The sequence below is a fragment of the Kribbella sp. NBC_01510 genome (genome assembly GCF_045040325.1).
GTDB lineage: Bacteria > Actinomycetota > Actinomycetes > Propionibacteriales > Kribbellaceae > Kribbella.
In genome coordinates, this window is the sequence record NZ_CP109418.1 from 2,204,294 (window position 1) to 2,217,454 (window position 13,161).

Below are 13,161 nucleotides of genomic sequence, written 5' to 3' on the forward strand. Positions count from 1 at the left end.
CTCAGATCATCCTCTTCAGCAATGGCAGTGGTGCGAACCGCATCACCCGGGCGAGCGGGCTCCACGGCCACGGCGGTACGTACGCCTTCGCCTTCTCGGCCTCGATCGCGGCGACGATCGCACGGACGCCGGAAACAGTGTCGACGATCAGCGGGGTGTTCGCGACGTGCTCGTTCATCTCGGACCGGATGTAACCGGGGAAGATCGTGCTGACCTTGATCGGCTTGCCGAGCAACTCCATCCGGAGCGCCTCGGCAAGCGACGCCAGCCCGGCCTTGGTCGCGGCGTACGTCGTCACCGTCTTGGGCAGGCCGCGCAACGCCGAGATGGACGAGATGAAGACGAGGTGGCCGGCGTTCCGGGCTCGGAACAGCTCCATCGCCGCCTCCGCCTGGGCGAGCGCGCCGACGAAGTTGGTCAGCGCGGTCTCGCGGTTGGCGTCGAACCGGCCGGTGCCGAGCGGCGCGCCCTTGCCCAGGCCGGCGTTCACGATCACCCGGTCCAGCTGGCCGAGCTCCGCGTCGGCCTTGCGGAACACCTCGAACACCTGGTCGTGATCGGTCACATCGAGCCTGTGGATGACGATCTGTGCCTGTGGATAACGCTCGGTCAGCTCGGTCCGCAGCGCCTCGAGCCGCTCTTCGCGTCGCGCGGTGAGCGCCAGGTTGTGCCCCTTCGCGGCGAACTGCCGGGCCATCTCCGCGCCCAGTCCGGCGCTGGCGCCGGTGATCAGGATGTTCCGTCGCATCGCAGCCCTATCTGTAGGAGATCATCCCGGTACCGTCGAGATGCCCGTGCTCGTTGTGGCTGACCACCGTCAGTCCGCGCTGTCCAGACAACACCTTGGTGATGGCGGTGTTGATCGTGATCGGGTTCAGCTTCGCCCACAGCCCGTCGCCGCCGGACAGCAGCCGGCTCACCACAGCCGCGATCGGTCCGCCGGACGTGAACACCACCGCGGTCTCGCCCTTCCCCAGTCGCCCGGCGGTACGCCGCACCGCGACCTCCGACCGTTCGCAGAAGGCATCGAAGGACTCGGTGTAGCCGTCGCCACCGTCGATCCACCGCTGCGTGGCCGCGGTGAACATCTCCTGGAACGCCCGGTGGGGATTCCCGGTCCGGGCCAGGTCTGCCAGCAACACCGCACGAACTCGGTATGCCGGCTTGTGCGCCACGATCAGCTGGTCGTGGTCGAACTCGTCGAACCCCTCGTCGACCTCGACGTGAGCGTCCACACCCGCTGCCGCCAGCGCGAGCTCGGCGGTCCGTGCGTGGCGTCGCATCGACCCCGAGACCACCACATCCGGCCGCGCACCACGATCGGCCAGCGCCTTGCCGAGCATCGCTGCCTGTTGCTCACCTTGAGCCGACAGCTTGTCGTAGTCACGCGCGCCGAACGACGCCTGCGCATGCCGAATCAGATAGATGACTGCCATGCTATTTCCTTCCCCGCCCCACCGCCCCGGACAGGCTACGCCTGCCGGATGATCCGGCGGCAACGCCGCTCGAGCAGGTTGACCGGGAGCCAGAAGCTCTTGAACCGCGGGTTGCGCGTCTGCTTGTGGTGATAGCGGTAGTAGATCTGCTGCGCGATCACCGCCAGCCGGAACAGCCCGAACACCTCGTAGAACGCCCAGTTCTCCGGCTTCAGCCCGGACCGCTCGGTGTAGTACGCAACGATCTCGTCGCGGCTGATCATGTCGGGCGCGTCCGACGGCTGCAGCCGGAAGCGGCGGAACGCCCAGTCGTCGTCCGCCTGCACCCAATACGCCAGCGCACCCCCCAGATCCATCAGCGGGTCGCCGAGTGTCGCGAGTTCCCAGTCGAGTACGCCGACCACGTGCAACGGATCGTCCGGCGCGAGTACGACGTTGTCGAGCCTGAAATCGTTGTGGATAACGCAGGTCCGGACGTCGGCCGGCTGATTCTCCGCAAGCCAGGCCATCACGCGTTCATAGCTGGGCACGTTCCACGTCTTCGCCTTGCGATAGCGCTCCGACCAGCCCGTGACCTGGCGTCCGACGTACCCCTCGCCACGACCGAGGTCGGTCAGGCCGGCGGCCTCGGCGTCGACGGCGTGCAACTCGGCGAGCGTGTCGATCAAGGTGAAACCCAGCTGCCGGGTCTGCTCGGGCGTCAGGTCGACGCCCAGCTCGTGATGGCCCGGGATCGTCCCCACGACGCGCTCCATCACGTAGAACTCGGAGCCGATCACCGCGTCGTCGTTGCAATGGGCAACCATCGTCGGGACGTAGCGGAACACCGGCTTCAGCGCGGCCTGGATCCGGTACTCGCGGCCCATGTCGTGCGCGCCTTTGGCCTTCGTCCCGGCCGGCGGGCGGCGCAGGATCAGCTCGTGGTCGCCGTACCGCAGGAGATAGGTCAGGTTCGACGCGCCGCCGGAGAACTGCTGCACCTCGGGGAGGCCGGGCGGAAGCTCTGTCTGTTGCCGGAGCCAACCATCGGCCGCCGGCACGTCGAAGGCGTCCTCGTCCCGGACCGCCCGCGCGCCATCACCCATCGGCGGCCTCGGCCCGAGCGCGCGCCCGGGCAGCGATCTTGCGCATCTGCCGGTCGTACAGCGGACGGGCGAAGCGCTTGGTGCGCCACGCCAGCAGGGCCGGCCGATCGGGGATGATCAGGAACTGCCTCTTCTTGATCCCCGCGATCACCGCGGCCGCGATGTCGTCCGCCGACCGTGGCGACTTCTCGATCAACTGGCGCGCGGTCGCGCCCATGGCGGTGTCCGCGCCGCGGATCGAGTCGGCCAGATTGGTCCGGAAGAACGACGGGCAGACCACCGAGACGGTCACGCCGTACGGATGCAGCTCGTGCGACAGGGTCTCCGAGAGCGCGACCACTCCGGCCTTGACCGTGTTGTACGAGCTCATCATCGGCGGGTGGACCAGTCCGGCCGCGGACGCCGTGTTGACGATGTGGCCGGACCGCTGCCGCTTGAAGAGCGGCGTGAACGCGCGGCAGCCGCGCACCACACCCATCAGGTTGATGTCGACGACGCGATCCCACTCGTCGAGGGACTCGACCTCGATCCGGCCGCCGGTCGCGATCCCGGCGTTGTTCACCAGGATGTCCAGGCCGCCCCAGTTCTGCTCGCACCACTCGACTGCCGCGGCCCAGTCTGCCGGACTGCGGACGTCGAGCTGCCGGTACGTCGCCCCGTCGTCGGTGCCGTCCGACGCGACGTCCGTGCTGAGCACTTGGTGGCCATCGGCAACAAACCGGGCGACCAGCGCGGCGCCGAGCCCGCTCGCTCCACCGGTGACGAGGATCCGGCTCACTTCGTCTCCCGCCCCAGGTACGACGCCAGTTCGATTCTGGCGATCACCCCACGATGCACCTCGTCCGGCCCGTCGGCCAGTCGCAGCGACCGGGCACTCGTCCACGCGGCCGCGAGCGGGAAGTCGTCGGACAGTCCACCACCGCCGTGCAACTGGATCGCCATGTCGATCACGTCCTGCGCCATCCGCGGGACGGCGACCTTGATCTGGCTCACCTCGCTCAACGCACCCGCGAGCCCCTTCGTGTCCAGCAGGTACGCCGTCTGCAGCACGAGCAATCGGGCTTGGTTGATCGCGATCCGGGCGTCGGCGATGCGCTCCCGGTTGCCGCCGAGATTCACGAGAGGCTTGCCGAATGCGGTCCGGCTGGTGCCGCGCTCGATCGCCAGCACGAGCGCCTTCTCGGCCAGCCCGATCAGGCGCATGCAGTGGTGCACCCGGCCCGGTCCGAGCCGGCCCTGCGCGATCTCGAACGCCTTGCCCGGTCCGACCAGGATGTTCGACGCCGGCACCCGGACCTCGGTGAACGACACCTCGCCGTGGCCGTGCGGCTCGTCGTACCGGCTCATCGTGGGGAGGAGGCGCTCGACCTTCACGCCTGGGGTGTCGCGGGGGACGAGCACCATCGTGTGCCGCGCGTACCGGTGGGCCTCGGGGTCGGTGAGGCCCATGAAGATGAGCAGCTCGCAGTCCGGGTGACCGACGCCGGTGCTCCACCACTTGCGGCCGTTGATGACGACCTCGTCACCGTCGACGCTCGCGGTCGCGGCCATGTTGGTCGCGTCGGACGACGCGACATCCGGCTCGGTCATGCAGAACGCGGACCGGATCGTGCCGTCGAGCAACGGCTCCAGCCAGCGCTTCTTCTGGTCCGGGCTGCCGTACCGGAGCAGGACCTCCATGTTGCCGGTGTCCGGCGCGTTGCAATTGAACACGTACGGCGCGATGAAGGATCGGCCGGTGAGTTCGGCGATCGGGGCGTAGTCGAGATTCGACAGGCCTTCGCCGTACTGCTCGTTGCCCGGCTCGGCGGGCGGAAGGAAGAGGTTCCACAGGCCAACCTTTCGGGCCTTCGCCTGCAGTTCCTTCATCACGGGCTGCGGCTGCCAGGGGTCGCCGGCCGCCCGGATCGCGGCCTGCAGCTCGGCCTCGACCGGCTCGATCTCGGTCCGGATGAACTCCGCTGCCCGGCCGATCAGCTCAGTCGCGCGGGCGGAAGGTTCGAATCCCATCAAGACTCCTTAGGTCGTCTTGACCGTAGCTCAGCCGCTAAGCAATGCTCAATAGCATGGATCACCGACTGTCAGCGGAGGACCGGAAGAAGCAACTGGTCAAGATCGGGCTGATGATGCTGCGCACGCAGCCGATCCACGAGCTGTCGATCGACGCGATCGCGGGCCAGGCCGGGATCTCCCGCGGCCTGCTGTTCCACTACTTCCCGAGCAAGCGGGACTACTACGTCGCGGTGATCTCGGCGGCCGGCCGTCGCCTGCTCCGGGTGACGAAGCCGGACGAGTCCCTGCCGCCGGAGGAGAAGCTCCGGGAGATGCTGATGCAGTTCGTCGCGTTCATCAGCCGGCGGCGGACGGCGTACATCTCCTTCGTCCGCGGAGCCGCCGGCGGCGACGACTACGCCGTCGAGGTCTACGACGAGACCCGCGCCGGGCTGACCAAGCGCATCCTCACCTACATCGGTACGCCGGAAGTCGCCGACGAGCCCGCATCCCCCGAGTACATGCGCATCCACGCCTGGCTCGCGTACGCGGAAGATCTCGCGATCGAGTGGTCCGGCCTCCCGGAGGACGAACGCCCGTACTCCGACAAGTTCCTCGTCGACCACGCCATCGAAGCCCTCCACACGCTCCGCAAGCTGTAGGACTCCGCTCCCGACACCTGGTGGCGTCAGGTGAAGACGTTGACCGCGCGGGCTACAACGAGGCCGACGACGGCCAGGGAGATCATGGACTGGAGGCCCATGGCCAGCTTGGCCCAGAGCGCCAGCGGCATCACGTCGGTCGGGCTGAAGGCGGTGGATGTGGTCAGCGCCAGATACAAATAGTCGGCGAACCGGGGTCGCCAGCCTGGTCGCGCGACCTCCGGGCTGAGCTGCTGCGTGAAGGCGAGGTCGAGGTACTTCGGCATCCGGTGGGCTCGGTTGGCGGCACCGCCGGCGTCCAGTTCCCAGTACAGCAAGGCGAACGCGAGCAGGTTCGACAACCACACGATACCGCCGGCAGCGAGCAGCGCCTCGGGTGAGTTCGTCATCGACCCGCCGTGGATCAGCGCCGCGACGAGCCGCACCGTCGCCAGCAGCGCGTCCAGCACCAGCAATGCCACGACCGTGATCGACACACCGCGCAGGAACGACGACCGCTTGTCGATCCGCCCAGGGTCACGCACGATCAGCACCGCAAGCAGCACGACCTCGACCGCGGGCAGCGTCCAGGCCGGCGCCACCCGCATCTCCTTCGGCCGCGCGAGCGTCAACAAGATGGCCACCACCACGGCGGCCAGACTCGGCCACCGAGACTCCCCCCGAACCGGCTCCAGCTCCCCACCGCCACCAGCATCCATGGGCACCCCCCGCCCGCCAGAGTACGCCGCCTCCACCTTCCAAAACCGCCCCTGCAGAACACCTCCGCACGGGTTCGCGGTGGGTTCTGGGGCAGGTCGACAGGACGTCGCCCACTACCCGGCGACCGCACGCCTGCCCACGCCGGGGGAGCCGACTCGACCTCCGGATACTTCCTGTCGAAGTGGACCGCTTCCTTCTGGCACGCCGGACAACTCAGACACTGCGGCGAGGCGACTATCTCTCAGGACCGATCGGACCGCGATGCAGAAGTGGCGCGCGTCTACTGGGAGGGCGGGAGTAGTTCTGGGGTGAGGTTGGGGGTGGGCATGTCGGGGTCGAAGGGGAAGAGGGGTCGCAGGACGCCGTGGTGGCCGAGGCGGAGGAGGTCTTGGTCTACGCCGCCGGGGGTGAGGGCCAGGAGCCAGTCCTTGGCGAGGTTGTAGAGCTCCGGTTCGAGGTAGCCGATCTTGACGATCACCAGGTCGGTGGCGGCCGGATCGAGCGCGAGAAGGGTGAAGTCGGCGATGTGGTGGTACGGCTTGCGGCGGGACGTGAGGATCGAGTGCAGGCCGCCGGCCTTGACCACCGCGACCGTCCCGCCGACTGGGTCCTCCGACAGCGAGAACACCGTGCCGGCCAGCTCGACCGGGCCTGCCGGACCGGAGTCGACCTTGCCGCCCGCGGAGACCTGGACCGGGTTGCCGACGCCGGCCGCGACACAGGCGGCGACCGCATCGGGGTCGGTGATGCTCGCGTGGATCGCGGTCGCGTTGCCGCTGGTCAGCTCATCGACGGTGAGCAGTTGGCCGAGAGTCCAGGACACATCGCCGGCCCCACCGGCGGTCGGGTTGTCGCCGGAATCGCTGATCAGGAAGGGCCGCGACGTACTCGCGAGACCGGCGGCCACGCACTCCTCCAACGTGCCCGTCGGCGCGACGAACGCGAAGTCGTCCCGTGCACCCCAGTACGCCTGGGCCAGCTCGGCGGCGCGTTCGGTGATCAGTTGCTGGTCGTCGCCGGTGACCACCACGGCCGCGCGGCACCGCGGCTCGTCGGCCCAGGCGTAGCCGACCCAGACGGCGGCGTCGAGTACGCCGGGCTCGTCGGCGATCTCGGCGACCCGCCGGTAGATCGACTTGGCCGGCTCGAGCCGGGTGGAGGTCTTCTCACCGGGCAGCAGCACCGGCACCTGGATCCACGCCTTGCCGGGCTTACCGAGCCCGGACCGGAGCCGCTCGACCAGATTGCGGGCCGCGCGTTCCCGGCTCTCCATCGCGTCCTCGTGCGGCGCCATCCGGTAGCAGGTGATCAGGTCGACGGCTGTGCCGAGCTCGCGGGAGACGTTCCCGTGCAGATCCATCGAGGTCGAGACGAGGACGTCGGGCCCGAGCGCGGCCCGGACCCGGGTGCTCAGATCACCCTCCGCGTCCTGCCGCCCGACCACGCTCATCGCCCCGTGGATGTCGAAGAAGAACCCGTCCAGCTCACCGGCCGATCCGATCTTGTCGATAATCTCGGCGGACAGGTCGTCGTACACCTCCGGCAGGACGGCGCCACCGGGCAGTGAGCGCGCGTGCAGCAGCGGCACCCAGTCGACGCCCTGCGCCCATTCCTTGCCGAGGAAGTCGTACCGCCGCAGCAAGTCCTCCCCACGGCGTACGTCGAAATCCGCCAGGCCGGCGCGATGCGGCGAGAACGTGCTGGACTCGATGGCGATCCCGGCAATGCCGATCCGAAGGTTCATGACTAAAACCTGCCACAACCGAGCCGTTTCGCGCACTCCTACGCCCTGATGGTGGACACTCTCGGGCCGGTGGTCCCGCGGACGATCAGCTCGGTCGCGAGCTCGACGTGCAGCGCCTCGACCTCGTGGCGGTCCAGCAGGCGGATCAGCAGACTGACCGCCATCCGGCCCATCTCCTCCAATGGCTGCCGGACCGTCGTGAGTTGAGGTGTGGTCGCGCGGCTCAGATCGATGTCGTCGAAGCCGGCTATCGACAAATCTCCAGGGACGGACAGTCCGCGCTCGGCAGCGGCCTGCAGCGCACCGATCGCGGTCTTGTCGTTGAACGCGGCCAGGGCGGTGGGCCGGGGATCGAGCTCGAGGAGTTCGGCGGCGGCTCGGTAGCCGTGGGCGATGGTCGGCTCGACGTGTTTCACCAGCGTGGGGTCCGGCAGGATGCCTGCGGCGGCGAGAGCGGCGGAGTGACCGCTCAACCGGGCGTCCGCGGCGAGCCACTCGCGCGGGCCTGCGATGGCGCCGATCCGCGTATGGCCGAGCGAGGTCAGGTGGGCGGTGACTTGCCGAGCGCCGGAGTGGTGAGCGGCGGAGACCGAGGGGATGTCGCGCGGCAGCGTCGTCCGTGGATCGACGACGACGAACGGGAACCGGCGCGCACCGAGCCGGACCAGCTCCGCCCCCGGCTCCGGCGGCAGGATCAGGATCGCGCCGCCGATCTCGCGCTGCGCCGGCAGCCGGGACAGCACCTGCTCGTGCTGCGCCGCCTCACCCGCGCTGAGGACGACCTGCCGTCCGTGCCGGTCGAGCGTCTCCGCGATCGACGACACGATCAGGCCGAAGTAGTCCGTGAGTACATACGGGCAGCGCACGTACACGGCGCCGGTGACGGGTTTCGCCGTACCACCGCGCGGGCTCGGGGCGCGCAGGCCGAGCTCCTCGACCGCGCGCTCGACCAGCCGCCGGGTCTCCGGCGCCACACTGCCCTGCTGATTGAGCACCCGGGACACGGTCGCGATCGAGACTCCGGTCGCCGCGGCGACCTCGCGAACGGTGGCCCGATCTCTAGGCATTTGTTACATCGCCGTGTTTCACGCTCAGCACTCTACGACCCCGCTGCCACATCTTGACAGGGGCAGGAGGGGGGCGTGTCCTGAGGCCGTTTGTTTCATTCGAGGAGCTGCGATGAGAACACAGGCATTCGGCGTCGCCCTGGCCCTGGCCACAGCTTCGCTCACCGGTCCCGCCGCCCAGGCCCATCCCCCGTCGACCCAGGCCCAGGTCTGGGTGACGACGCCCGACCGGGCGGAGTTGTTGCACGAGCGCGCGCCGGTCACGTTCCAGCGCGCGGCTAGCGACCGTACGACGATCACGGTCGACCCGACGACGTCGTACCAGACGATGGACGGCTTCGGAGCCTCGATCACCGACTCGTCCGCGAATGTGCTCTACCGGCTCAGCCCGGCGGACCGCGAGCAGACGCTGCGCAAACTCTTCGATCCGAACCAAGGCATCGGCGTGAGCTTCCTGCGGCAGCCGGTCGGCTCGTCCGACTTCACCGCTGAGGCCGAGCACTACACGTACGACGACGTACCGGCCGGGCAGACCGACTTCGGGCTGACACAGTTCAGCATCGCGCACGACCAGCAGCAGGTGCTGCCGTTGCTCCGGCGCGCCAAGCAGCTCAACCCGGCGGTCAAGGTGATGGCCACGCCGTGGAGTCCGCCGGCCTGGATGAAGACCGCCGACTCGCTGGTCGGCGGCCGGCTCAAGGACGACCCCAAGGTGTACGACGCCTACGCGCGCTACCTGGTGAAGTTCGTCCAGGCGTACGCGAAGGCCGGCGTACCTGTCGACTTCCTCTCCGTGCAGAACGAGCCGCAGAACCGCAAGCCGAGTGCGTACCCGGGCACGGACATGCCTGTGCGCCAAGAGGCAGCGGTGATCGAGGCGCTGGGCCCGCTGCTGCAGAAGGCGAGCCCGCGGACGAAGATCCTCGGTTACGACCACAACTGGACCACGCACCCCGGTGACATCGCGTCCACCCCGCCCGGCGAGGACCCCGAGACCGACTATCCCTACAAGCTGCTGCAGACGCCGGCGGCCAAGTGGATCGCGGGTACGGCGTACCACTGCTACTCCGGCGATCCGTCCAAGCAGACCGATTTGCACAACGCGTTCCCGTCGAAGGGGATCTGGTTCACCGAGTGCTCGGGGTCGCACGGGCCGACCGACACGCCGCCGCAGATCTTCCGCGGCACGCTGACGTGGCACGCCCGCACCCTGATGCTCGGCACCACGCGCAACTGGGCGAAGTCGGTGGTCAACTGGAACATCGCCCTCGACTCCAGCGGCGGCCCACACCTCGGTGGCTGCGACACCTGCACCGGCCTGGTCACGCTGCAACCGGACGGCACGGTCACGACCGACGCCGAGTACTACACGATCGGGCACCTGTCGAAGTTCGTGAAAGCGGGCGCGGTCCGGATCGGGAGTACGTCGTACGGGACGACCGGGTGGAACGGGCAACTGATGTCCGCCGCCTTCCGGAACCCGGATGGCTCGACTGCGCTCCTCGTCCACAACGAGAACGACGACCCGCGCAGCTTCGCGGTGGCGGTCGGCGACAAGTCGTTCGAGTACGAGCTGCCCGGTGGTTCGATCGCAACCTTCACCTGGGACCACCTATCGGCGGACGTGCCGCAGCCGATCTCACTGGACGGCGCAACGGCGACCGCATCGGTGAACGGCACCGAGGCAGGGCTGGCGATCGACGCCGACGGGTCCACGGTGTGGCAGAGCAAGCAGGCCCAATCGCCGGGTCAGTGGGTGCAGGTGGATCTCGGCAAGGCGAAGACGTTCCGCCAGGTCGCACTGGACAGCGGCGGGAACACCGGCGACTTCGCCCGCGGCTTCGAAGTTGCCGTCAGCAACGATGGCGTCCAATGGCGGACGGTCGCGACCGGCACCTCGACCGCTCAGCTGACCACGGTCGCCCTCCGCCCGACGTACGCACGCTACCTGCGCATCACCGCGACCGGCACCGCCCCCAACTGGTGGACCCTCGCCGACATCCGCCTCTACCGCTGATCAGGACAATCGGTCCTCGATCCAGTGGGCGGTGGTGGCTGCTTGGTTGTTGGTGGCGGCAACGACTTGGAGGCCTACTGGGAGGCCGTCGGTCGGGATCGGGAGGCTGACGGCCGGGTGCCGGGTCAGGTTGGCGAGGCGGGTGTTCTTGAGGAGTTGGGAGCGGACCGCCTTGCTGCCTTCGGGTGTGTCGACGTCGGTGATCAGCGGTGCGGTGCAGAGGACGGTCGGCATGAGTACGGCGTCGACCTGCCCGAGCACGCCGTTCACCTCAGCGGTGATCGCGGTGGCTTCGGTCCTGGCGGCGTCGTACTCCGCGCGGGTGATCTGGGCCGCCTCGCGGAGCCGCTCCTGGACGTCGGGCTGGTACTGCGCGGTGGATCGGCCGGTGTGGTTCGCGACGGCCTCCGGTCCCTGGATCGCGGCGGCGGTCGTGAAGCTGTGCCGCCAGTCGGGCAGCTCGACGTCGACGAGCTGGGCCCCGGCCGCGGCGAGACGAGCAAGCGCGGCCGACCACGCCGCGCCGACCTCGGCGGTGAAGTCGAGGTACTCCGGGTTCGTCACCACTCCGAGCCGCGTCGGTCGCGCCGCCGCCAGCGGAACGTCGGTCAGGGCCCCGAGCGCGTAAGCGGCGTCGGCAACAGTCCGCGTCAGGACACCAACGTGGTCGAGACTCTGGGACAGCGGGAAGACGCGATCGGTCAACAACGTGCCGTACGACGGCTTGAAGCCGACGACTCCGCACAACGCCGCCGGGATGCGTACGGATCCGGCGGTGTCGGTGCCGATCGCCAACGGAACCACCCCGGCCGCGACCGCGGCACCCGCGCCCGCACTGGAACCACCGGTCATCCGCGCCGGGTCGTGCGGATTGCGGCACGGCCCGACCCGGTTCGACGTACCCGTGCATCCGTAGGCGAACTCGTGCGTGTAGCTGAGCCCGATGACGATCGCACCGGCGGCCCGCAGCCGGCGCACCACGTCGGCGTCCTGCCGGCCGATCTCGTCCATCGCGGCCGACCCGCAGCGATAAGGCAGGCCTGCCACCTCCACGATCTCCTTGACCAGTACTGGCACACCGGCGAGCGCCCCGGTCCGGTCGTGGTCCGCCGCCGCCTTCCGCGCACCCTCGACGTCAAGATGGACGACGGCATTCAGTTCGGCGTTCTCGTCGGCCCGCCGTAGCGCCTTCTCGACCAGTGCGACCGGATCGACCCGGCCGGCCCGAACACCTGTGGCGATCTCTTTCAGGGACTCCATCGGGTCATCACAGCACGCCGAGCGCGGAACCGCCTCTCGCGGTGAGGTGGCGCCGGAGAGGAAACAGAAACAGGAGCGTCATGCTGTGTTGCTACCGTCCGGACGCATGACGGCGGAACTGATCGAGGGAACGGAACTCCGGGCGGTCGCAGGCACCGACCCCGCCCTGCTGGCGCTGACCACCGCCCAGCAGGCCGAACTGGCCGCGACGTACGGCGAGGACCAGCCACTCGTCGCACTGCACTCGGACATCTCGTTCACGCTGCTCCTGCTCGAGGGCATCCCGGTCGGCTGCGTCGGCCTGCAACCCGTCTCCCCCGGCCTCGGCGAGATCAAGCGCATGTACGTCGATCCGTCCGCCCGCGGCTGGGGTCTGTCCCGAGCCCTGCTCGAGGCGGTCGAGTCAGAGGCCCGCCGCATCGGCCTGACCCGCCTACGCCTGGAGACCGGCACCCGGCAGCACGAGGCCATCGCTCTCTACACGAACCACGGCTACCAGCCGATCGCGACGTACCCGCCGTTCGAGAACGAGCCGGCCTCGGTCTGCTTCGCGAAGGACCTCTAACGCAGATCCAGGACCAGGTCGTCGCCGTCGCGGTGGAAGCCGAGGTTGGTGAGGTAGGGCCTGGAGTCGCGCATGCGGGGTGGGGCGAGGACCTGGTGGAACCCGTGGTCGGTGAAGACGTCGCTGCGGCGGTAGACGAACTCACCGGGGGTGAAGTCGCGGTACTTCGGCAGGACGTAGTCGAGATCGATCTGGGCCCGGCCGGAGCCCGCGTCGTGGGCGAGGACGACGCCGACGGTGCGGTCGCCGTGCTGGACCAGGAACGCGTACGGACTGGTGCCCGCCGTGAAGCCCGGGTTGAACCGGCTGATGTCCTTCTCGTGCCGGGCGAGCACGTGGTCCAGGTACGCGTCGGTGTCGTTGAGCTGGAGCACCGTGTACTCGGCTTGGTCGTGCCGGTGCCGCAACAGCCGCCACAGGTATACGACGTTGATCACGGCCAGCACCGCGTTCATACCGACCATCGGCCAGACGCCGATCGCCAGGTTGAAGCCGACCAGGATCACGCAGCCGACCAGGTTCAGTACCCGGAGTCGCAGGATCCGCGTCTGCAGCAGCGACACCACGACCAGCGCGGATCCGCCCCACCCGATGATGCTCAAGACGTCCACAGCGCGAGGGTAGACCAGTGTCG

The 13,161-nt window shown here is 68.8% G+C and carries 13 protein-coding genes; 3 read left to right on the plus strand and 10 right to left on the minus strand.

All coding sequences use genetic code 11. From position 1 onward, the window contains the following. Position 1: 1 nt before the first annotated feature. The 5 genes from OG558_RS10985 to OG558_RS11005 are packed head-to-tail and all read right to left on the minus strand — an operon-like array spanning position 2 to position 4,531. Positions 2–748, minus strand: coding sequence for an SDR family oxidoreductase (locus OG558_RS10985; protein ID WP_405070117.1), 747 nt, complete (start codon positions 746–748; stop codon positions 2–4). Positions 749–755: 7 nt separating this feature from the next. Beyond that, positions 756–1,436 carry a histidine phosphatase family protein gene (locus OG558_RS10990; RefSeq protein WP_405070118.1) on the minus strand — a complete coding sequence of 227 codons (681 nt, stop codon included), beginning with the start codon at positions 1,434–1,436 and terminating at the stop codon, positions 756–758. 35 nt (positions 1,437–1,471) lie between these two features. Next, positions 1,472–2,521, minus strand: a complete 1,050-nt coding sequence (locus tag OG558_RS10995) for a phosphotransferase family protein (RefSeq protein WP_405070119.1) — start codon at positions 2,519–2,521, stop codon at positions 1,472–1,474. Continuing rightward, positions 2,514–3,299 carry an SDR family oxidoreductase gene (locus tag OG558_RS11000; protein ID WP_405070120.1) on the minus strand — a complete coding sequence of 262 codons (786 nt, stop codon included), beginning with the start codon at positions 3,297–3,299 and terminating at the stop codon, positions 2,514–2,516. Before OG558_RS11000 ends, OG558_RS10995 begins: the two co-directional genes overlap by 8 nt. Beyond that, the gene (locus tag OG558_RS11005; RefSeq protein ID WP_405070122.1) at positions 3,296–4,531 is read right to left on the minus strand and encodes an acyl-CoA dehydrogenase family protein; all 1,236 of its coding nucleotides are present in this window, start codon (positions 4,529–4,531) and stop codon (positions 3,296–3,298) included. The genes OG558_RS11000 and OG558_RS11005 overlap by 4 nt, the downstream gene beginning before the upstream one ends. 56 nt (positions 4,532–4,587) lie before the next feature. Here OG558_RS11005 and OG558_RS11010 point away from each other — a divergent pair, with 56 nt between their 5' ends. Continuing rightward, the gene (locus OG558_RS11010) at positions 4,588–5,175 is read left to right on the plus strand and encodes a TetR/AcrR family transcriptional regulator (RefSeq protein ID WP_329483106.1); all 588 of its coding nucleotides are present in this window, start codon (positions 4,588–4,590) and stop codon (positions 5,173–5,175) included. 26 nt (positions 5,176–5,201) lie between these two features. Here OG558_RS11010 and OG558_RS11015 read toward each other — a convergent pair whose 3' ends face one another. From OG558_RS11015 to OG558_RS11025, 3 genes are all read right to left on the minus strand, one after another. Next, on the minus strand, positions 5,202–5,804 hold the full coding sequence (locus OG558_RS11015; protein ID WP_405070124.1) for a hypothetical protein: 603 nt from the start codon (positions 5,802–5,804) through the stop codon (positions 5,202–5,204). 350 nt (positions 5,805–6,154) lie between these two features. Then, the gene (locus tag OG558_RS11020; protein WP_405070126.1) at positions 6,155–7,618 is read right to left on the minus strand and encodes a M81 family metallopeptidase; all 1,464 of its coding nucleotides are present in this window, start codon (positions 7,616–7,618) and stop codon (positions 6,155–6,157) included. A 38-nt stretch (positions 7,619–7,656) separates the two neighbouring features. Then, entirely contained in the window at positions 7,657–8,685 is a 1,029-nt protein-coding gene (locus OG558_RS11025) for a LacI family DNA-binding transcriptional regulator (RefSeq protein ID WP_405070127.1), read from the minus strand. Positions 8,686–8,797: 112 nt separating this feature from the next. Here OG558_RS11025 and OG558_RS11030 point away from each other — a divergent pair, with 112 nt between their 5' ends. Continuing rightward, positions 8,798–10,702, plus strand: coding sequence for a discoidin domain-containing protein (locus OG558_RS11030; protein ID WP_405070128.1), 1,905 nt, complete (start codon positions 8,798–8,800; stop codon positions 10,700–10,702). Here OG558_RS11030 and OG558_RS11035 read toward each other — a convergent pair whose 3' ends face one another. Beyond that, positions 10,703–11,962, minus strand: coding sequence for an amidase (locus OG558_RS11035; RefSeq protein ID WP_405070129.1), 1,260 nt, complete (start codon positions 11,960–11,962; stop codon positions 10,703–10,705). It abuts the gene before it with no gap. Positions 11,963–12,068: 106 nt separating this feature from the next. Between OG558_RS11035 and OG558_RS11040 the strand changes: the two genes are divergently transcribed. Further along, positions 12,069–12,527 (plus strand): GNAT family N-acetyltransferase, encoded by a 459-nt coding sequence (locus tag OG558_RS11040; RefSeq protein WP_405070130.1) that lies wholly within the window; start codon positions 12,069–12,071, stop codon positions 12,525–12,527. Here OG558_RS11040 and OG558_RS11045 read toward each other — a convergent pair. Continuing rightward, complete coding sequence (locus OG558_RS11045) at positions 12,524–13,138, minus strand: hypothetical protein (RefSeq protein WP_329483116.1); 615 nt, start codon at positions 13,136–13,138, stop codon at positions 12,524–12,526. The genes OG558_RS11040 and OG558_RS11045 overlap by 4 nt on opposite strands. Positions 13,139–13,161 lie beyond the last annotated feature (23 nt).

Coding starts and splice junctions, on each gene's coding strand:
- OG558_RS11010 (WP_329483106.1), top strand. CDS start 4,588: ATGGATCACCGACTGTCAGCGGAGGACCGGAAGAAGCAACTGGTCAAG.
- OG558_RS11025 (WP_405070127.1), bottom strand. CDS start 8,685: ATGCCTAGAGATCGGGCCACCGTTCGCGAGGTCGCCGCGGCGACCGGA.
- OG558_RS11020 (WP_405070126.1), bottom strand. CDS start 7,618: ATGAACCTTCGGATCGGCATTGCCGGGATCGCCATCGAGTCCAGCACG.
- OG558_RS11040 (WP_405070130.1), top strand. CDS start 12,069: ATGACGGCGGAACTGATCGAGGGAACGGAACTCCGGGCGGTCGCAGGC.
- OG558_RS10995 (WP_405070119.1), bottom strand. CDS start 2,521: ATGGGTGATGGCGCGCGGGCGGTCCGGGACGAGGACGCCTTCGACGTG.
- OG558_RS10985 (WP_405070117.1), bottom strand. CDS start 748: ATGCGACGGAACATCCTGATCACCGGCGCCAGCGCCGGACTGGGCGCG.
- OG558_RS11005 (WP_405070122.1), bottom strand. CDS start 4,531: ATGGGATTCGAACCTTCCGCCCGCGCGACTGAGCTGATCGGCCGGGCA.
- OG558_RS10990 (WP_405070118.1), bottom strand. CDS start 1,436: ATGGCAGTCATCTATCTGATTCGGCATGCGCAGGCGTCGTTCGGCGCG.
- OG558_RS11035 (WP_405070129.1), bottom strand. CDS start 11,962: ATGGAGTCCCTGAAAGAGATCGCCACAGGTGTTCGGGCCGGCCGGGTC.
- OG558_RS11030 (WP_405070128.1), top strand. CDS start 8,798: ATGAGAACACAGGCATTCGGCGTCGCCCTGGCCCTGGCCACAGCTTCG.